The 15,804-nt window shown below is 65.9% G+C and carries 21 protein-coding genes; 5 read left to right on the top strand and 16 right to left on the bottom strand.

Translation table 11 applies throughout. The features are described 5' to 3' along the window. Positions 1-63 precede the first annotated feature (63 nt). The gene (rpsI, locus tag AC1DXV_RS09770) at positions 64-456 is read right to left on the bottom strand and encodes a 30S ribosomal protein S9 (RefSeq protein ID WP_047506382.1); all 393 of its coding nucleotides are present in this window, start codon (positions 454-456) and stop codon (positions 64-66) included. Positions 457-465: 9 nt separating this feature from the next. Continuing rightward, positions 466-894, bottom strand: coding sequence for a 50S ribosomal protein L13 (gene rplM / locus AC1DXV_RS09765; protein ID WP_047506380.1), 429 nt, complete (start codon positions 892-894; stop codon positions 466-468). 268 nt (positions 895-1,162) lie between these two features. Here rplM and AC1DXV_RS09760 point away from each other — a divergent pair, with 268 nt between their 5' ends. The 3 genes from AC1DXV_RS09760 to AC1DXV_RS09750 all read left to right on the top strand — a co-directional run bounded on the left by AC1DXV_RS09760 (position 1,163) and on the right by AC1DXV_RS09750 (position 3,929). Beyond that, the gene (locus AC1DXV_RS09760) at positions 1,163-1,873 is read left to right on the top strand and encodes a GNAT family N-acetyltransferase (protein ID WP_477933392.1); all 711 of its coding nucleotides are present in this window, start codon (positions 1,163-1,165) and stop codon (positions 1,871-1,873) included. Positions 1,874-2,033: 160 nt separating this feature from the next. Further along, a complete protein-coding gene (locus tag AC1DXV_RS09755; protein WP_477864547.1) occupies positions 2,034-2,852 on the top strand; it encodes a DUF2726 domain-containing protein in 819 nt (272 codons plus the stop codon). Positions 2,853-2,894: 42 nt separating this feature from the next. Continuing rightward, positions 2,895-3,929: a serine/threonine protein kinase gene (locus AC1DXV_RS09750; RefSeq protein WP_477933390.1), complete on the top strand. Its 1,035-nt coding sequence runs from the start codon at positions 2,895-2,897 to the stop codon at positions 3,927-3,929. 6 nt (positions 3,930-3,935) lie between these two features. On the opposite strand, the gene htpG is transcribed toward AC1DXV_RS09750, so the two are convergent. Next, entirely contained in the window at positions 3,936-5,816 is a 1,881-nt protein-coding gene (gene htpG, locus AC1DXV_RS09745) for a molecular chaperone HtpG (protein WP_477933388.1), read from the bottom strand. A gap of 177 nt (positions 5,817-5,993) precedes the next feature. Between htpG and AC1DXV_RS09740 the strand changes: the two genes are divergently transcribed. Then, the gene (locus tag AC1DXV_RS09740; RefSeq protein WP_477864544.1) at positions 5,994-7,277 is read left to right on the top strand and encodes a cation:proton antiporter; all 1,284 of its coding nucleotides are present in this window, start codon (positions 5,994-5,996) and stop codon (positions 7,275-7,277) included. A gap of 1 nt (position 7,278) precedes the next feature. Beyond that, positions 7,279-8,391 (top strand): YbdK family carboxylate-amine ligase, encoded by a 1,113-nt coding sequence (locus AC1DXV_RS09735; protein WP_477933386.1) that lies wholly within the window; start codon positions 7,279-7,281, stop codon positions 8,389-8,391. 59 nt (positions 8,392-8,450) lie between these two features. Here AC1DXV_RS09735 and AC1DXV_RS09730 read toward each other — a convergent pair whose 3' ends face one another. The 13 genes from AC1DXV_RS09730 to tuf all read right to left on the bottom strand — a co-directional run bounded on the left by AC1DXV_RS09730 (position 8,451) and on the right by tuf (position 15,802). After that, a complete protein-coding gene (locus AC1DXV_RS09730; RefSeq protein ID WP_477864542.1) occupies positions 8,451-8,957 on the bottom strand; it encodes a peroxiredoxin in 507 nt (168 codons plus the stop codon). Between the two features lie 97 nt (positions 8,958-9,054). After that, entirely contained in the window at positions 9,055-9,342 is a 288-nt protein-coding gene (rpsQ, locus tag AC1DXV_RS09725) for a 30S ribosomal protein S17 (RefSeq protein ID WP_056809658.1), read from the bottom strand. Next, positions 9,339-9,536, bottom strand: a complete 198-nt coding sequence (rpmC, locus tag AC1DXV_RS09720; RefSeq protein ID WP_047585666.1) for a 50S ribosomal protein L29 — start codon at positions 9,534-9,536, stop codon at positions 9,339-9,341. Before rpmC ends, rpsQ begins: the two co-directional genes overlap by 4 nt. A 19-nt stretch (positions 9,537-9,555) precedes the next feature. After that, on the bottom strand, positions 9,556-9,972 hold the full coding sequence (gene rplP, locus AC1DXV_RS09715) for a 50S ribosomal protein L16 (RefSeq protein ID WP_047506369.1): 417 nt from the start codon (positions 9,970-9,972) through the stop codon (positions 9,556-9,558). 12 nt (positions 9,973-9,984) lie between these two features. Then, complete coding sequence (gene rpsC / locus AC1DXV_RS09710; protein ID WP_477864541.1) at positions 9,985-10,896, bottom strand: 30S ribosomal protein S3; 912 nt, start codon at positions 10,894-10,896, stop codon at positions 9,985-9,987. 16 nt (positions 10,897-10,912) lie between these two features. Beyond that, positions 10,913-11,242: a 50S ribosomal protein L22 gene (rplV, locus tag AC1DXV_RS09705; RefSeq protein ID WP_047506366.1), complete on the bottom strand. Its 330-nt coding sequence runs from the start codon at positions 11,240-11,242 to the stop codon at positions 10,913-10,915. Positions 11,243-11,253: 11 nt separating this feature from the next. After that, a complete protein-coding gene (gene rpsS / locus AC1DXV_RS09700) occupies positions 11,254-11,532 on the bottom strand; it encodes a 30S ribosomal protein S19 (protein WP_047506365.1) in 279 nt (92 codons plus the stop codon). Positions 11,533-11,541: 9 nt separating this feature from the next. Continuing rightward, positions 11,542-12,366: a 50S ribosomal protein L2 gene (gene rplB / locus AC1DXV_RS09695; protein WP_047506363.1), complete on the bottom strand. Its 825-nt coding sequence runs from the start codon at positions 12,364-12,366 to the stop codon at positions 11,542-11,544. Further along, the gene (gene rplW, locus AC1DXV_RS09690) at positions 12,366-12,680 is read right to left on the bottom strand and encodes a 50S ribosomal protein L23 (protein ID WP_047506361.1); all 315 of its coding nucleotides are present in this window, start codon (positions 12,678-12,680) and stop codon (positions 12,366-12,368) included. Before rplW ends, rplB begins: the two co-directional genes overlap by 1 nt. Continuing rightward, positions 12,677-13,297: a 50S ribosomal protein L4 gene (gene rplD / locus AC1DXV_RS09685; protein WP_073462817.1), complete on the bottom strand. Its 621-nt coding sequence runs from the start codon at positions 13,295-13,297 to the stop codon at positions 12,677-12,679. The genes rplW and rplD overlap by 4 nt, the downstream gene beginning before the upstream one ends. Next, complete coding sequence (gene rplC / locus AC1DXV_RS09680) at positions 13,297-13,968, bottom strand: 50S ribosomal protein L3 (protein ID WP_477933383.1); 672 nt, start codon at positions 13,966-13,968, stop codon at positions 13,297-13,299. The genes rplD and rplC overlap by 1 nt, the downstream gene beginning before the upstream one ends. Before the next feature lie 216 nt (positions 13,969-14,184). Further along, positions 14,185-14,499, bottom strand: coding sequence for a 30S ribosomal protein S10 (gene rpsJ / locus AC1DXV_RS09675; RefSeq protein ID WP_047506357.1), 315 nt, complete (start codon positions 14,497-14,499; stop codon positions 14,185-14,187). 112 nt (positions 14,500-14,611) lie between these two features. Continuing rightward, positions 14,612-15,802 carry an elongation factor Tu gene (tuf, locus tag AC1DXV_RS09670; RefSeq protein ID WP_477933381.1) on the bottom strand — a complete coding sequence of 397 codons (1,191 nt, stop codon included), beginning with the start codon at positions 15,800-15,802 and terminating at the stop codon, positions 14,612-14,614. Positions 15,803-15,804 lie beyond the last annotated feature (2 nt).

The raw sequence follows: 15,804 nt of genomic DNA, 5'->3' as shown, positions 1-15,804 counted from the left end.
GGCGACCCGAAAACAAAAAGGGCCGCTCGAAAGCGACCCTTTGTTGCAACGCGTGAGCGTCGATCAGCGCTTGCTGAACTGCTTCCTGCGGCGAGCGCCGTGCAGGCCGACCTTCTTGCGCTCGACTTCACGCGCATCGCGCGTCACGAAGCCAGCATGCTTGAGGGCGGGCTTGAGCGTCTCGTCGTAGTCGATCAGGGCGCGGGTGATGCCGTGGCGCACTGCACCGGCTTGACCCGACTCGCCACCGCCGTGCACGTTGACCTTGACGTCGAACGCGCCATCGTTGGAGGTCAGCACCAGGGGCTGCTTGACCACCATGATGGAGGTCTGGCGACCGAAATACTCATCGACGGTCTTGCCGTTGACGACGATCTGGCCAGTGCCCTTCTTGATGAAGACGCGCGCCACCGAAGACTTGCGGCGGCCGGTTCCGTAGTTCCAATTTCCGATCATGGCCGCTCCTTAGATGTCCAGCACTTTGGGCTGCTGGGCGGTGTGCGGGTGGGAACCACCGGCATATACCTTCAGCTTCTTGACCATCGCGTAACCCAACGGTCCCTTGGGGAGCATGCCCTTGACAGCCTTTTCCAGCGCGCGGCCGGGGTGCTTGGCTTGCATGTCCTTGAAGGTCGTGGCGTGGATACCGCCCGGGTGACCCGAGTGACGGTAGTACACCTTGTCGGTGGCCTTGTTGCCCGTGACGCGGATCTTGTCTGCGTTGACGACGACGATGAAATCTCCGGTGTCGACGTGAGGCGTGTAAATGGCCTTGTGCTTGCCGCGCAAACGGAGTGCCACTTCGCTGGCAACACGTCCGAGCACCTTGTCGGTGGCGTCAATCACAAACCACTCGTGCGTCACTTCGGCCGGCTTGGCGCTGAAGGTCTTCATGAGGTTCTTTCAATGAGCCGATCGCCACAGGCGACCAGCAGGTTACGGCCTTGCTGAATTTCATTGCTGAAATGTCACGGCCATCGGTGCTGCTTGTTCAGGCAGCCTCTCAGGCGTGCTTCTCTTGCGTATTTCCACCGGGCCATGGCGGAAAAGCCTTCGAGTGTAGCTGATCGAGGGTGACGCTGGCTAGAGGGGCCGCCTTGTCTCCATCGCTCGCAAGTGGACGCTTGAACCGGTACACTAGGGTTTCTACCAAGTCACCCCCATGAGCAGTCCCGCCGCTTCTTCCGAACGTTCGTCGCCCCTGGCGTCGAATCACGGCACTGCTCCGGTGGCTCCGCGCTTCAGCTGGGTGCCGATTCGCTCGATGTCCGAGCGCCATCGGGTTCGAATTTCAACGCACCTTCTGGCGCTCAGCGAAAGTGATCGCTATCTTCGATTCGGCTATCCGGCGACGGATGCCCAGATCGAGCGCTACGTCGCGTCGCTGAACTTCGAGCGCGACGAGCTGTTCGGCATCTTCAACCGGCGCCTCGAGCTCATCGCGCTGGCCCACCTCGCCTATGTGCCGGTGAACCGCCCCGAAGACGCGGCGATGGCGGAGTTCGGCGTCTCGGTGGCCAGCCATGCGCGCGGCCGTGGCTACGGCGCACGGCTGTTCGAGCGCGCCGTGCTGCAGGCGCGCAACCGCGGCTGCGACCGGCTGTTCATCCACGCGCTCAGCGAGAACACTGCGATGCTGAAGATCGCCCGCCGCGCCGGCGCGTTGGTCGAGCGCGACGGCTCGGAGTCGGAAGCCTGGCTGAAGCTGCCGCCCGACAGCCTCGCATCGCAGATGGGCCAGTTGATGGAGCGCCATGCGGCCGAGCTGAACTACCAGTTCAAGCGCCATGCACAGCGCATGAGCGACCTGCTCGACACCGTCACGGAAGTGAAGGCCCACGTGGGCAGCACGCGACGCGTCGCCTCGGAATAAGCGACGAAATCCGTTTTCAGATACCAATCTGACATCTGTACGGCCCCGATGTGGGGGATGCGCCTGCCGGGGTCGACCGCTAGGATGCCTTCGGTTCGTCGCTCGACGGGTGCCCTCCGGCCCCGGTCCGATGGACTCCATCCAAGTCTGTGTCCTGATCATGCAAGTCCTGCCCTGGATCGCCGCATTGGCAGTCACCACGCTGCTGGCTCTCGCGCTCCTCGTGCTGCTGTGGCGCGGTCGCAAGCCGCCCCAACCCAAGCCGCTGCCCACCGAGTGGGCACTCACCGCCCGCCCCGTCTTCAGCACCGACGAGCGCCGCATCTACCGCCTGCTGCGTGAGGCGCTGCCGCATCACATCGTGCTGTCGAAGTTGCCGCTGGTGCGCTTCTGCCAGCCGAACGACCCCACCGAAGTCCGCTTCTGGTTCGACCTGCTCGGTTCCAACCATGTGACCTTCGCGGTCTGCAGCGCGAACGGGCGCGTGCTCGCCGCGATCGACCTGGACGTCGAGCGCGGCGGTTCGCGCCGGCTGCAGCAGATCAAGCAATCGGTGCTGGCCGCCTGCCGCGTGCGCTACCTGCGCTGCTCGACCGAGCACCTGCCGTCGATCGCCGAGCTGCAGCTGCTGGTGCCGCACAGCGGGGCCGCGTCGCGCGCACCGCAGCCCGCGCCGACCCACACGCTGCACGAAGCGCGCGACACGCTGGCCACCACCGTCGCGACCAAGCGCGCCGAGCGCACCGCGCTGTGGAGCGATTCGACGCTGTTCCAGGACTCCTTCTTCTCGCCCGACAGCCGGCTCGATGCGTTCGCGAGCAGCGAGTTCTCCGGCCTCACGGATCGCAACGGCAAGCCCGCCCCGCGGCAGGGCCCCGCCTTCGCCACCACCAACCCGGGCGGCGACAGCACGCTGGGGGATGAAGTCGGCGGCGTCGTCGTCGACCCGCCGCACTACGCGTCGAGCACGCGGCACTGATCGATTCGCGGCGGCAGGGCGGCTGCCGCTTACGATGCGGGCATGTCATCCGCCTCGCCGATTGAAACCCCCTACGCCGGCCTGACGCCGGAAGTCGTCCTCGACGCCCTCGATTCGGTCGGCCTGCGCGGCGACGGCCGGCTGATCCAGCTGAACTCCTACGAGAACCGCGTCTTCCAGGTGTTCCTCGAAGACAAGCGCGTCGTGGTCGCGAAGTTCTACCGGCCCGGGCGCTGGAGCGACGCGCAGATCCTCGAGGAGCACGCGTTCGCCAACGAACTCGCCGAGGCCGAGATCCCGATCGTCAGCCCCTGGTCGCTGACCAGCGAGCAGAGCGGCATCACCTCGACGCTGTGCCACTTCACCGGCGGCTCGGACCCGCACCGCTTCGCGATCACCGAACGCCGCTCGGGCCGCGCGCCCGAGCTCGAGGACGAGGCCACGATGGAATGGATCGGCCGCTTCGTCGGCCGCATGCATCGGGTCGGCGCGAAGTCGCGCTTCGAGCACCGGCTGACACTCGACATCGCGACCTACGGCTCGGGGCCGCTCGACTGGCTGCTCGCCGGCGACATCATCCCGCCCGATGCGAAGCCCGGCTGGGAGCGCGCGGCGCGCGATGCGCTGGCCGAGATCGCCGCCTGCTTCGACGCCGTCGGCAGCACCCGCACGATCCGCCTGCATGGCGACTGCCACGCCGGCAACGTGCTGTGGACCGAGGCCGGCCCGCACTTCGTCGACCTCGACGATGCCTTGTCCGGCCCGGCGGTGCAGGACCTGTGGATGCTGCTGTCGGGCGAGCGCAGCGTCGCGACCCGCCAGCTGCATGCGCTGCTGACCGGTTACGAGGACTTCATGGAGTTCGATTGGCGCGAGCTGCGGCTGATCGAGGCCTTTCGCACGCTGCGGATGATCCACTACAGCGCCTGGCTTGCGCGGCGCTGGAACGACCCGGCCTTCCCGATCGCGTTCCCGTGGTTCGGTGCGCCGGTCTACTGGACCGACCAGGCGGTGCGCCTGCGCGAGCAGATCGCGACGCTGCGGGAGCCGCCGGTGTTCGGCGGCCCCGCGTACTGACCGCGATCAGGCAGTCAGCAGCGCCGTGACGCGGCGCACGTAGGCGGCCGGATCCTCGAGCTGCCCGCCTTCGGCCAGCACCGCCTGGTCGAACAGGATGTTCGCGAGCTCGTCGAACTGCGGGCTGGATTCGAGCCGCTTCACCAGCGCGTGCTCGGCGTTCACTTCCAGCACCGGGTTCGTCTTCGGCGCGCTCTGGCCGGACTGCTTCAGCAGGCGCGCGAGGTGGCCGCTGATGTCGCCCTCCTCGACGACCAGGCAGGCCGGCGAGTCGACCAGCCGTGAGGTCGCGCGCACGTCCTTCGCGCGGTCCTTCAGCGCTTCCTTCAAGCGGTCGAGCACCGGCTGGAAGGCTGTCGCGACCTCCTCGGCCTGCTTCTTCTCGGCCTCGTCCTGCAGCTTGCCGAGGTCGACCGAGCCCTTCGCGACGCTCTGCAGCGACTTGCCTTCGACCTCGTACAGGTGGCTCAGCATCCACTCGTCGACACGGTCGACCAGCAGCAGCACCTCGATGCCCTTCTTGCGGAAGATCTCGAGCTGCGGGCTGCTCTTCGCCGCGGCCAGGTTGTCGGCCGTGATGTAGTAGATCGTGTCCTGGCCTTCCTTCATGCGGCCCAGGTAGTCGGCGAACGAAACGCCTTCGTCGGCCTGCGTCGACGCGAAGCGCAGCAGCTTGGTCAAACGCTCCAGGTTGGCGTGGTCCTCGCCGACGCCTTCCTTCAGCACCGCGCCGAAGTCCTTCCAGAACGCGGCGTACTTCGCGCGCTCGGCCGCGTCCTCGTTGTCGGCCAGCGACTCCAGCATGCCCAGCACGCGCTTGGTCGAGCCCTCGCGGATCGCCTTCACGTCGCGACTCTCCTGCAGCAGCTCGCGCGAGACGTTGAGCGGCAGGTCGGCACTGTCGATCACGCCCTTCACGAAGCGCAGGTAGACCGGCATCAGCGCCTCGGCATCGTCCATGATGAAGACGCGCTTCACGTAGAGCTTCACGCCGCCGCGCTTGTCGCGGTTCCACAGGTCGAACGGCGCCTTCGCCGGCACGTACAGCAGCTGCGTGTATTCGCTGCGACCCTCGACGCGGTTGTGCGTGAACGCGAGCGGCGCCTCGGTGTCGTAGCTGATCTGCTTGTAGAACTCGGTGTACTGCTCGGGCGTGATGTCGCTCTTGCTGCGCGTCCACAGCGCCGCCGCCTTGTTGACCGGGGCCCACTCGTCGTGGACGACCTGTTCCTGCTTGTCGGCGTCCCACTCCTCCTTCTGCATCAGGATCGGCAGCGAGATGTGGTCGGAGTACTTGCTGATGATGGAGCGCAGCTTCCACGCCGTGAGGAACTCTTCTTCGCCTTCGCGCAGGTGCAGGATCACCGAGGTGCCGCGCTGCGCCCGCGTGATCGTCTCGACCTCGAAATCGCCGCTGCCTTCCGAGCTCCAGCGCACGCCCTGCTCGGCTGGCACACCCGCGCGGCGCGACTCGACGGTGATGCGGTCGGCCACGATGAAGCCGCTGTAGAAGCCGACGCCGAACTGGCCGATCAGCTGCGCGTCCTTCTTCTGGTCGCCTTCGAGCTTGCTCATGAACTCGCGCGTGCCGCTCTTCGCGATGGTGCCGAGGTTGGCCACCGCCTCGTCGGCCGACAGCCCGATGCCGTTGTCGGTGATCGTCAGCGTCTTCGCGGCCTTGTCGAAGGCGATGCGCACCTCCAGGTTCGGCGCGTCTTCATACAGCCCGGCGTTGTTCAGCGCCTCGAAGCGCAGCTTGTCGCAGGCGTCCGAGGCGTTCGAGACCAGTTCCCGCAGGAAGATCTCCTTGTTGGAGTAGAGCGAGTGCGTGACCAGGTGCAGGATCTGCTTGACCTCGGCCTGGAAGGAAAGTGTTTGCTTGTCCATGGTCTTGCTGAAGCTGAATGTTGTTGGGTGCCGGCGTGTAGGCGCTGTCTTACAAGAAGTTGCGCCGGGAAGGCGCTGCACTTGAGGTCGGATACGGTTACCTTCAAGACCCCCGAAGTTTCCCCGATCCTTGCTGCGATCCGGGCGAACGTCCCGTCTTTCCTTGCCGGCTCCCGCATGTCCTTGTCCTCCACGCTCGAGAACTGGTTCGCTCCCTCCGCCGCCACTGCCTCCTGGACCCTCGATCACCTGCGCGGTGTCGACCCGGTGCTGGGCTTCGCGATCGTGATGGTCGTCGCGGTGGTGCTCGGCGAGATCCTGCGCCGGCGCTTCCGGCTGCCGCGGCTGTGCGGCCACATGCTGACCGGCGCGCTGGCCAGCCCGCTGGCGCTGCGCCTGCTCGAGCGCACCGACCTCGACCCGGTCAAGCCGCTCATCGACCTGGCCATCGGCGTGCTGGTGTTCGAACTCGGCAGCCGCATCCGGCCGCGGTGGCTGATCGACAACCCGTGGCTCGCGCTGACCTGCGTGCTCGAGGGCGTGCTGTCCGGCCTCGGCGTGTACCTCGGCCTGCTCGCCTTCGATGCGCCGTCGATCTCGGCCGCACTGGCCGGCGCCGTCGCGATGTCGACCTCGCCGGTCCTGGTGCTGGCGCTGGTTCACCAGATGCGCCCGCGCGGGCAGGTGACCGAACGCCTGCTGATGATGTCGGCGATCAACAGCGTGCTCGCGGTGGTGGCGCTGAAGGCCTGGGGCGTGCTTGCCGCGAGCGGCGGGCTGGCCGCGGTCGAACCGGGCCTCGAGCCGGCCGTCACCAGTGCACTGCTGGTGGTCAGCGGCTCGTTCCTGCTCGGCGTCGCCGCCGGCTGGGTGCTGACGCAACTCATGAAGCAGGTGCGGGGCCTGACCACCGCGCCGGTGCTGCAGATCGCGCTGGTCATCATCGCCGCGATGCTGGCCGCGCAATGGCGGCTCTCGCCCTTGCTCGCGCTGCTGGTGGCCGGCATGGTGGCGCGCTCGCGGATGGCGCACGGCCTGACCGTCGAGCCACAGCTCGGCACGGCGGGCGCCACGCTCAGCGTGATGCTCTTCATCTGCCTGGGCATGCTGTTCACGCTCGACGGCTTCTCGACGCTGTGGCCCTGGGTGCTGGTCATCGTCGTCGCGCGCCTGATGGGCAAGGGCATCGCGATCGCGGTGCTGGCCAAGCCCAGCGGCCTCGGCTGGCGCCAGGCCGGCGCGCTGACCATCGCGCTGCAGCCGATGAGCAGCCTCGCGGTGCTGCTGACCGCTGACACCTTCGGCTGGCCGTCGCAGCTGCCCGGCGCCAACGGTGGCGTGCTGCAGGCGCTGCTGATCTCCACCACCCTGCTGCAGTTCATCGGCCCGCTGCTGGCCGAACGCGCCGTGCGCGACCTCGCCCAGGAGTGCCCGCCCATCTCGAACACGAAGGTTCCCTGACATGGCCCTGGCCGAATTCACCACCTCCGAGGCGCTGACGCTGGGCGTCGAGCTCGAACTGCAACTGGTCAGCACGCACGATTTCGACCTCGCGCCGCAGGCCGAGGACCTGCTGCGCGTGCTCGCCAAGCACACCGGCGCCTGGGACGTGAAGCCCGAGATCACGCGCAGCATGATCGAGATCGGCACCTCGATCCAGCGCGAGCACAGTGGCCTGGTGGCCGAGCTGCACGACCTGCGCGGCCAGTTGTCGCAGGCGGCGCGCAAGCTGAACATCGGCATCGCCGGTGGCGGCACGCACGCGTACCAGCACTGGAGCGACCAGCAGATCTTCCCGACCGAGCGCTTCCACTACATCAGCGAGCTGTACGGCTACCTCGCCAAGCAGTTCACCGTGTTCGGCCAGCACGTGCACGTGGGTTGCGAGGATGGCGACACGGCGCTGTGGCTGCTGCACGCACTGTCGCGCTACGTGCCGCACTTCATCGCGCTGAGCGCGTCGTCGCCGTTCGTGCAGGGCGTCGACACCGGCTTCGATTCGGCGCGCCTGAACTCGGTGTTCGCGTTCCCGCTGTCGGGGCGCGCACCGTTCGTGACGACGTGGGACGACTTCGGGCTCTACTTCGACAAGATGACGAGCACGGGTGTCGTGCAGTCGATGAAGGACTTCTACTGGGACATCCGGCCGAAGCCCGAGTTCGGCACCATCGAGCTGCGGGTGTGCGACACGCCGCTCGACGTCGACAAGGCCGCGGCACTCGCGTGCTACCTGCAGGCGATCTGCCGCTACCTGCGCGAGGAGCGGCCGTTCGAGCCGTCGGAAGACGACTACCTCGTCTACACCTTCAACCGCTTCCAGGCCTGCCGCTTCGGGCTCGAGGGCGAGATCGTCGACCCGCAGACCAAGCAGCGCGAGAAGCTGCGCGACAACATCGTGCGCACGCTCGCGCGGGTCGACGAGCATGCGCTGGACCTGCGCTCGCTCGACGCGAGCAACCTGATCCGCGACAGCCTGCGGCACGGCAATGATGCGCAGTGGCTGCGCGGGCTGCGGGCCGCAGGCGAGCCGCTGTCGTCGGTGGTGCACAGCGCCACCGAACGCTGGATGGGGTAGCCCGGATGGCAATCCGGGAGGTGTGATTCACGAACCCGGATTGGCATCCGGGCTACGGATCAGCCCTTCGCCTGCGCCAGGATCGTCTCGGCGTTGCTGACCTCGAACTTGCCCGGCGCCTCGATGTTCAGCGTCTTGACGACGCCGTTGTCGACCAGCATCGAATAGCGTTGCGAGCGCACGCCCATGCCGCGGGCGATCAGGTCCAGCGTCAGGCCGGTGGCCTGCGTGAACGTGCCGCTGCCGTCGGCCATCATGCGCACCTTGCCCAGCGTGTGCTGGTCGCGGCCCCAGGCGCCCATCACGAACGCGTCGTTGACCGAGATGCACCAGATCTCGTCGACGCCGGCCGCTTTCAGCGCCTCGGCGTTCTTCACGTAGCCCGGCACGTGCTGGGCCGAGCAGGTCGGCGTGAAGGCACCGGGCAGCGCGAAGATTGCAATCTTCTTGCCAGCGGTTTCCTTCTCGACGTCGAAGGTGTTCGGGCCCAGGCTGCAGCCATTGCCTTCGACCTCGATGAATTCCTGCAGCGAGCCTGCGGGCAGCTTGTCACCAACTTTGAGCATCTCGATCTCCAAATGAAAAAACGGCCGGACGCCAGTATCCCAGCGTTCCGACCGTCTTCGGGGTGCCTTCTGACGAAGGCCCCAGGGTCAACTCAAATCAGACTTCGCGAGCTTTCTCGATGAGACGCGTCACGACCCAGGACTTGGTCTTGGAGATCGGACGGCCTTCGGCGATCTCGACCACGTCGCCCAGCTTGTACTCGCCCTTTTCGTCATGGGCGTGGTACTTGCTCGACTTCCCGACGATCTTGCCGTACAGCTCGTGCTTGGTGCGGCGCTCGATCAGCACGGTGACGGTCTTGGCGCGCTTGTCGCTGACGACCTTGCCCACCAGTGTGCGGGTGTTCTTCTGCGGCGCTTCGGTCGTGGTTTGCGTGGTGCTCATTTGGCAGCCCTCTTCTTCTCGGCCAGGATGGTCTTCGCACGCGCGATGTCGCGGCGCGTGTTGCCCAGCGTCGAGTGATTGGTCAGTTGCTGAGTCGCCTTCTGCATGCGCAGACCGAAGTGTGCCTTCAACAGGTCAGCCACTTCCTTTTCAAGGCCGGCGACGTCCTTGGTGCGGAGTTCAGATGCTTTCATGTGTTTCTCCAGTCAGGCCTCAAGAGCCGACCTGACGCGACACGAAGGTGGTGCTCAGCGGCAGCTTGGCCGAAGCCAGCTTGAACGCTTCGCGGGCCAGCTCTTCGGGCACACCGTTGAGTTCGTAGAGCACCTTGCCGGGCTGGATTTCAGCGACGTAGTACTCCGGATTGCCCTTGCCGTTGCCCATGCGGACTTCGGCAGGCTTTTGCGAGATCGGCTTGTCCGGGAAGATGCGGATGAAGATCCGGCCGCCACGCTTGATGTGACGCGAGATCGCACGACGTGCGGCCTCGATCTGGCGCGCGGTCAGGCGACCACGCTCCGTGGCCTTCAGGCCGAAATCGCCGAACGACACGTTCGCACCACGGGTGGCGACGCCGGTGTTGCGGCCCTTCTGCTCTTTGCGGTATTTCCGCCGAGACGGTTGCATCATTGCTTGTTCTCCTTAGGCCTTGCCCGAGCCGGTGGCATCGGGGGCCTTGCGCACGCGCTTGGCTGCGCTGGTCGGCGCGTCGGTGGCGGGAGCACCCGTCGCCTCGGCCGGCTTGTCGCTGCCTTCGACCGGGGCAGCGCCCTGGCGGGGCGCACCACGATCACCGCGATCGCCGCGGTCACCTGCACCACCGCCGCCCGGACGGCCACGGCCAGCCGGAGCGCCAGGGCGCGTGTTGCGGCGCGGACGACGATCGTCCTCGGGCACCTCGGCCTTCAGCTGCGGCACTTCGCCATTGGCGAGGCGGTCGCCACGGTAGACCCAGCACTTCACGCCGATGATGCCGTAGGTCGTCTTGGCTTCGGAGAAGCCGTAGTCGATGTCGGCCTTCAGGGTGTGAAGGGGCACGCGGCCTTCGCGGTACCACTCGCAGCGGGCGATCTCGATGCCGTTCAGGCGGCCCGACGACATGATCTTGATGCCCTGCGCGCCCAGGCGCATCGCGTTCTGCATCGCGCGCTTCATGGCACGGCGGAACATGATGCGCTTCTCGAGCTGCTGGGTGATGCTGTCGGCGATCAGCTGGGCATCGACTTCAGGCTTGCGCACTTCTTCGATGTTGACCGCGACCGGCACGCCCATGCGGCGGGTCAGTTCGGCCTTCAGCTTCTCGATGTCCTCGCCCTTCTTGCCGATCACCACGCCCGGACGAGCCGAGAAGATGGTGACGCGGGCGCTCTTGGCGGGGCGCTCGATCAGGATGCGCGAAACGGCGGCGCTCTTCAGGCGAGCCTTCAGGAAGTCGCGGACCCGCAGGTCTTCGGCCAGCATCGTCGCGAAATTCGCGTTCGATGCGTACCAGCGCGAAGCCCAGTTGCGGGTGACCGGCAGCCGGAAACCGGTCGGATGGATTTTCTGTCCCATGGTTTTCCTTCTGCGCTCAGTTGCCCACGGTCACGAAGATGTGACACGTCGGCTTGCTGATGCGGTTGCCGCGGCCCTTGGCCCGTGCGGAAAAGCGCTTGAGGGTGGCGGCCTGCTCGACGAAGATCGTCTTGACCTTCAGTTCGTCGATGTCGGCACCGTCGTTGTGCTCTGCGTTGGCGATCGCCGACTCCAGAGCCTTCTTGATGATGCCGGCTGCCTTCTTGGGCGTGAAGCTCAGGATGTTCAGCGCCTGGTCGACCTTCTTGCCGCGGACCAGATCGGCCACCAGCCGACCCTTGTCGGCAGAGAGGCGGACGCCGCGAACGATTGAACGGGTTTCCATCGTCGTCATCCTTACTTCTTGTTGGCCTTCTTGTCGGCCGGGTGGCCCTTGAACGTGCGGGTCAGCGCAAATTCACCGAGCTTGTGGCCGACCATCTGGTCGGTGATGTACACGGGCACGTGCTGCTTGCCGTTGTGCACCGCGATCGTCAACCCGATGAAGTCGGGAAGAATCGTCGAGCGACGCGACCAGGTCTTGATCGGCTTCTTGTCCTTGATGGCCGCGGCCTTCTCGGCCTTGGCCATCAGGTGATGGTCGACGAACGGACCTTTTTTGAGCGAACGGGTCATGGCAGCCCCTTACTTCTTGCGACGCGAGACGATGAACGTCTGCGTGCGCTTGTTGTTGCGAGTGCGGTAGCCCTTGGTCATCGTGTTCCACGGCGACACAGGCACCTGGCCCTCGCCGGTACGACCTTCACCACCACCGTGCGGGTGATCCACCGGGTTCATCGCGACACCGCGAACCGTCGGACGGATGCCCTTCCAGCGACGCGCACCGGCCTTGCCGTACTGGCGCAGGTTGTGCTCTTCGTTGGCCACTTCGCCGATCGTCGCGCGGCAGTCGATGTGGATGCGGCGCACTTCACCCGAGCGCAGGCGCAGCTGGGCGTAGGTGCCTTCGCGTGCCAGCAGCGTCACCGAGGTGCCGGCCGAGCGTGCGATCTGGGCACCCTTGCCCGGCAGCAGTTCGACGCAGTGAACCGTCGAGCCCACCGGGATGTTGCGGATCGGCAGCGTGTTGCCGGCCTTGATCGGCGCTTCGGCGCCGCTCAGCACGGTCGCACCGACATCCAGCCCACGCGGGGCGATGATGTAGCGGCGCTCGCCGTCGGCGTAGCACACCAGCGCGATGTGCGCCGTGCGGTTCGGGTCGTACTCGATGCGTTCGACCTTCGCCGGAATGCCGTCCTTGTTGCGCACGAAGTCGACCACGCGGTAGTGGTGCTTGTGACCACCGCCCTTGTGGCGCATCGTGATGTGGCCGTTGTTGTTGCGACCCGCATTCTGCATTTGCGGTTCGAGCAACGAGGCTTCCGGACGACCCTTGTAGAGGTGGCTGTGAACCACCTTCACCACGGCACGGCGGCCGGGCGACGTCGGTTTGACTTTGATGACGGCCATTACGCGGCCTCCCCGGAGAAGTTGAGCTCCTGGCCTGCCTTCAGCGACACATACGCCTTCTTGACGTGGTCGCGGCGGCCGATGGAACGGCCGAAGCGCTTGACCTTGCCCTTTTGAATGACGGTCTGCACCGACTCGACCTCGACCTTGAACAGCAGTTCGACTGCTGCCTTGATCTCGGGCTTGGTGGCATCGCGCAGCACCTTGAACAGCACCTGGTTGTGCTTCTCGGCAGCGGACGTGGCTTTTTCGCTCACGATCGGCGCCACCAGCACCTGGGCCAGGCGGCCCTCGTCATGCTTGGTCGTGCTCATCCCAGCATCTCCTTGAGTTGCTCGATCGCACCCTTGGTCACCAGGATCTTCTTGAAGAAGACCAGGGACAGGGGATCGGCGTAACGCGGCTCGACCACCATCACGTTGGCGAGGTTGCGCGCGGCGAGCAGCAGGTTGTCGTCGACCTGGTCGGCGATCACCAGCACCGAGTCGAGGCCCATGGCCTTGAACTTGGCGGCGAGCTGCTTGGTCTTCGGCGAGTCGACGGTGATCGAATCGACCACCGCGACACGGCCTTCACGGGCCAGCTGCGAGAAGATGGCGGCCATGCCGGCGCGGTACATCTTCTTGTTGACCTTGTGCGTGAAGTTCTCGTCCGGGCTGTTCGGGAAGATCCGGCCGCCCCCGCGCCACAGCGGCGACGAGGTCATGCCGGCACGGGCGCGGCCCGTGCCCTTCTGGCGCCACGGCTTCTTCGTCGAGTGCTTCACGACGGCGCGATCCTTCTGGGCGCGCGTGCCTTGGCGGGCGTTGGCCTGGAATGCGACGACGACCTGGTGGACCAGGGCTTCGTTGTAGTCACGGGCGAACACGGTGTCGGGCGCGTCGACCTTGGAGGTCGCCTGGCCTTGATCGTTGAGGAGCTCGAGTTGCATCAGTTGGCTCCCTTCTTGGCTTTCACCTTGATGCCGGGGCGCACGACCACGTGGCCGTTCTTCGCGCCCGGCACCGCGCCGCGGACCAGCAGCAGCTGGCGGGCTTCGTCGATGCGGACGACGTCGAGGTTCTGGACGGTCTTGGTGACATCGCCCATCTGGCCGGACATCTTCTTGCCCGGGAACACGCGACCCGGATCCTGCGCCATCGAGATCGAGCCCGGCACGTTGTGCGAACGGCTGTTGCCGTGCGACGCGCGCTGCGAGCTGAAGTTGTGGCGCTTGATGGTGCCCGTGAAGCCCTTGCCGATGGAGGTGCCTTGCACGTCCACCAGCTGGCCCACGGCAAACGTCGTCACCGGAACCTGCGCGCCGGGCTTGAAGCCTGCAACGACGTCGGCGGTGACGCGGAATTCCTTGAGGACTTCACCGGCTTCGACACCTGCTTTCGCAAAGTGACCGGCTGCCGGCTTGATGACGCGCGACGCTTTGCGCGCGCCGAACGCCACTTGAATGGCGTTGTAGCCGTCGGTGGCTTCGGTCTTGACCTGGACGACACGGTTGTTCGACACATCGAGCACCGTCACGGGAACGGCATCGCCGTCGTCCGTGAAGATGCGCATCATGCCCACCTTGCGGCCCAGCAAACCGACTTGTTCGCTAAGACTCATGAATATTCTCCAGCCCCCGCGCCACCCCCAACAACTGGGAGCGCTTGGAAGCCTTTGTTTGACATGCCCGACATCGATTGGCCGGGCTGACTTGGTGGCAACTCGCCCCGAGGGACGAATGCCGAACCGGCCCTTTTGGGCCGACTACTTCGGAAAGCCTGCGATTCTAGCCAGCTGCGGGCAAAGCCGCAACCACTTCCTCGCAGGCCTTGCCGATTACTGCAGCTTGATCTCGACGTCGACGCCGGCCGGCAGGTCGAGCTTCATCAGCGCGTCCACGGTCTTGTCGGTCGGATCGACGATGTCCATCAGGCGCTGATGGGTGCGGATCTCGAACTGGTCGCGCGAGGTCTTGTTGACGTGCGGCGAACGCAGGATGTCGAAACGCTGCATGCGCGTCGGCAGGGGCACCGGGCCCTTGACGATCGCGCCGGTGCGCTTCGCGGTGTCAACGATCTCGAGCGCCGATTGGTCGATCAGCTTGTAGTCGAACGCCTTCAGGCGGATGCGGATCTTTTGCTTGGTGGCCATAGCGGTTTCCTAAAAGAGCGTGCGGTCCTCGCGGACCGCGAAATCGATGGAGGGAGAGTGGCCGGCGGGCGCGGTGCCGAAGCACCCCACCCGGCCGACCGGTGACTCCACCTTATTCGAGGATCTTGGCGACGACGCCGGCGCCGACGGTGCGGCCGCCTTCACGGATGGCGAAGCGCAGGCCTTCTTCCATCGCGATCGGGTTGATCAGCTTCACCGTGATGCTCACGTTGTCGCCAGGCATCACCATTTCCTTGTCCTTCGGCAGTTCCACCGCGCCGGTCACGTCCGTCGTGCGGAAGTAGAACTGCGGGCGGTAGTTGTTGAAGAACGGCGTGTGGCGGCCGCCTTCTTCCTTGCTCAGCACGTACACCTCGGCCGTGAAGTGCGTGTGCGGCTTGATGCTGCCCGGCTTGCACAGCACCTGGCCGCGCTGCACGTCTTCRCGCTTSGTGCCRCGCAGCAGGATGCCGACGTTGTCGCCKGCYTGRCCCTGGTCCAGCAGCTTGCGGAACATYTCCACGCCCGTGCAGGTCGTCTTCTGCGTCACCGMGATRCCGACGATCTCGATTTCTTCGCCGACCTTCACCACGCCGCGCTCGATGCGGCCCGTCACCACCGTGCCGCGACCCGAGATCGAGAACACGTCTTCCACCGGCATCAGGAATGCGCCGTCGATCGCRCGCTCCGGCGTCGGGATGTAGCTGTCCAGCGCATCGGCCAGCTTGAAGATCGCCTGCTCGCCCAGCTCGCCCTTGTCGCCTTCCATCGCCAGCTTCGCGCTGCCGTGGATGATCGGCGTCTTGTCGCCCGGGAAGTCGTACTTGTCCAGCAGTTCGCGCACTTCCATCTCGACGAGCTCCAGCAGCTCGGCGTCATCGACCATGTCGCACTTGTTCATGAACACGATGATGTACGGCACGCCCACCTGGCGGGCCAGCAGGATGTGCTCGCGCGTCTGCGGCATCGGGCCGTCAGCGGCCGACACCACCAGGATCGCGCCGTCCATCTGCGCCGCACCGGTGATCATGTTCTTCACGTAGTCGGCGTGCCCCGGGCAGTCGACGTGTGCGTAGTGGCGGTTCGCCGTCTCGTACTCGACGTGTGCCGTGTTGATCGTGATGCCGCGTGCCTTCTCTTCCGGCGCCGCGTCGATCTGGTCGTACGCCTTCGCTTCGCCGCCGAACTTCGCCGACAGCACCGTCGTGATCGCCGCCGTCAGCGTCGTCTTGCCATGGTCCACGTGACCGATCGTCCCAACGTTCACGTGCGGCTTGGTCCGCTCGAATTTGCCTTTTGCCATTT

Source organism: Rhizobacter sp. P3_C12 (genome assembly GCF_056402735.1).
Note: the sequence above shows the minus strand (reverse complement) of the source record. Positions and strands in the feature narration are given on the sequence as shown.

Excerpts from the sequence above, each read along its gene's own strand:
- rpsI (WP_047506382.1), bottom strand. The coding sequence starts at position 456 with ATGATCGGAAATTGGAACTACGGAACCGGCCGCCGCAAGTCTTCGGTG.
- rplM (WP_047506380.1), bottom strand. The coding sequence starts at position 894 with ATGAAGACCTTCAGCGCCAAGCCGGCCGAAGTGACGCACGAGTGGTTT.
- AC1DXV_RS09760 (WP_477933392.1), top strand. The coding sequence starts at position 1,163 with ATGAGCAGTCCCGCCGCTTCTTCCGAACGTTCGTCGCCCCTGGCGTCG.
- AC1DXV_RS09755 (WP_477864547.1), top strand. The coding sequence starts at position 2,034 with ATGCAAGTCCTGCCCTGGATCGCCGCATTGGCAGTCACCACGCTGCTG.
- AC1DXV_RS09750 (WP_477933390.1), top strand. The coding sequence starts at position 2,895 with ATGTCATCCGCCTCGCCGATTGAAACCCCCTACGCCGGCCTGACGCCG.
- htpG (WP_477933388.1), bottom strand. The coding sequence starts at position 5,816 with ATGGACAAGCAAACACTTTCCTTCCAGGCCGAGGTCAAGCAGATCCTG.
- AC1DXV_RS09740 (WP_477864544.1), top strand. The coding sequence starts at position 5,994 with ATGTCCTTGTCCTCCACGCTCGAGAACTGGTTCGCTCCCTCCGCCGCC.
- AC1DXV_RS09735 (WP_477933386.1), top strand. The coding sequence starts at position 7,279 with ATGGCCCTGGCCGAATTCACCACCTCCGAGGCGCTGACGCTGGGCGTC.
- AC1DXV_RS09730 (WP_477864542.1), bottom strand. The coding sequence starts at position 8,957 with ATGCTCAAAGTTGGTGACAAGCTGCCCGCAGGCTCGCTGCAGGAATTC.
- rpsQ (WP_056809658.1), bottom strand. The coding sequence starts at position 9,342 with ATGAGCACCACGCAAACCACGACCGAAGCGCCGCAGAAGAACACCCGC.
- rpmC (WP_047585666.1), bottom strand. The coding sequence starts at position 9,536 with ATGAAAGCATCTGAACTCCGCACCAAGGACGTCGCCGGCCTTGAAAAG.
- rplP (WP_047506369.1), bottom strand. The coding sequence starts at position 9,972 with ATGATGCAACCGTCTCGGCGGAAATACCGCAAAGAGCAGAAGGGCCGC.
- rpsC (WP_477864541.1), bottom strand. The coding sequence starts at position 10,896 with ATGGGACAGAAAATCCATCCGACCGGTTTCCGGCTGCCGGTCACCCGC.
- rplV (WP_047506366.1), bottom strand. The coding sequence starts at position 11,242 with ATGGAAACCCGTTCAATCGTTCGCGGCGTCCGCCTCTCTGCCGACAAG.
- rpsS (WP_047506365.1), bottom strand. The coding sequence starts at position 11,532 with ATGACCCGTTCGCTCAAAAAAGGTCCGTTCGTCGACCATCACCTGATG.
- rplB (WP_047506363.1), bottom strand. The coding sequence starts at position 12,366 with ATGGCCGTCATCAAAGTCAAACCGACGTCGCCCGGCCGCCGTGCCGTG.
- rplW (WP_047506361.1), bottom strand. The coding sequence starts at position 12,680 with ATGAGCACGACCAAGCATGACGAGGGCCGCCTGGCCCAGGTGCTGGTG.
- rplD (WP_073462817.1), bottom strand. The coding sequence starts at position 13,297 with ATGCAACTCGAGCTCCTCAACGATCAAGGCCAGGCGACCTCCAAGGTC.
- rplC (WP_477933383.1), bottom strand. The coding sequence starts at position 13,968 with ATGAGTCTTAGCGAACAAGTCGGTTTGCTGGGCCGCAAGGTGGGCATG.
- rpsJ (WP_047506357.1), bottom strand. The coding sequence starts at position 14,499 with ATGGCCACCAAGCAAAAGATCCGCATCCGCCTGAAGGCGTTCGACTAC.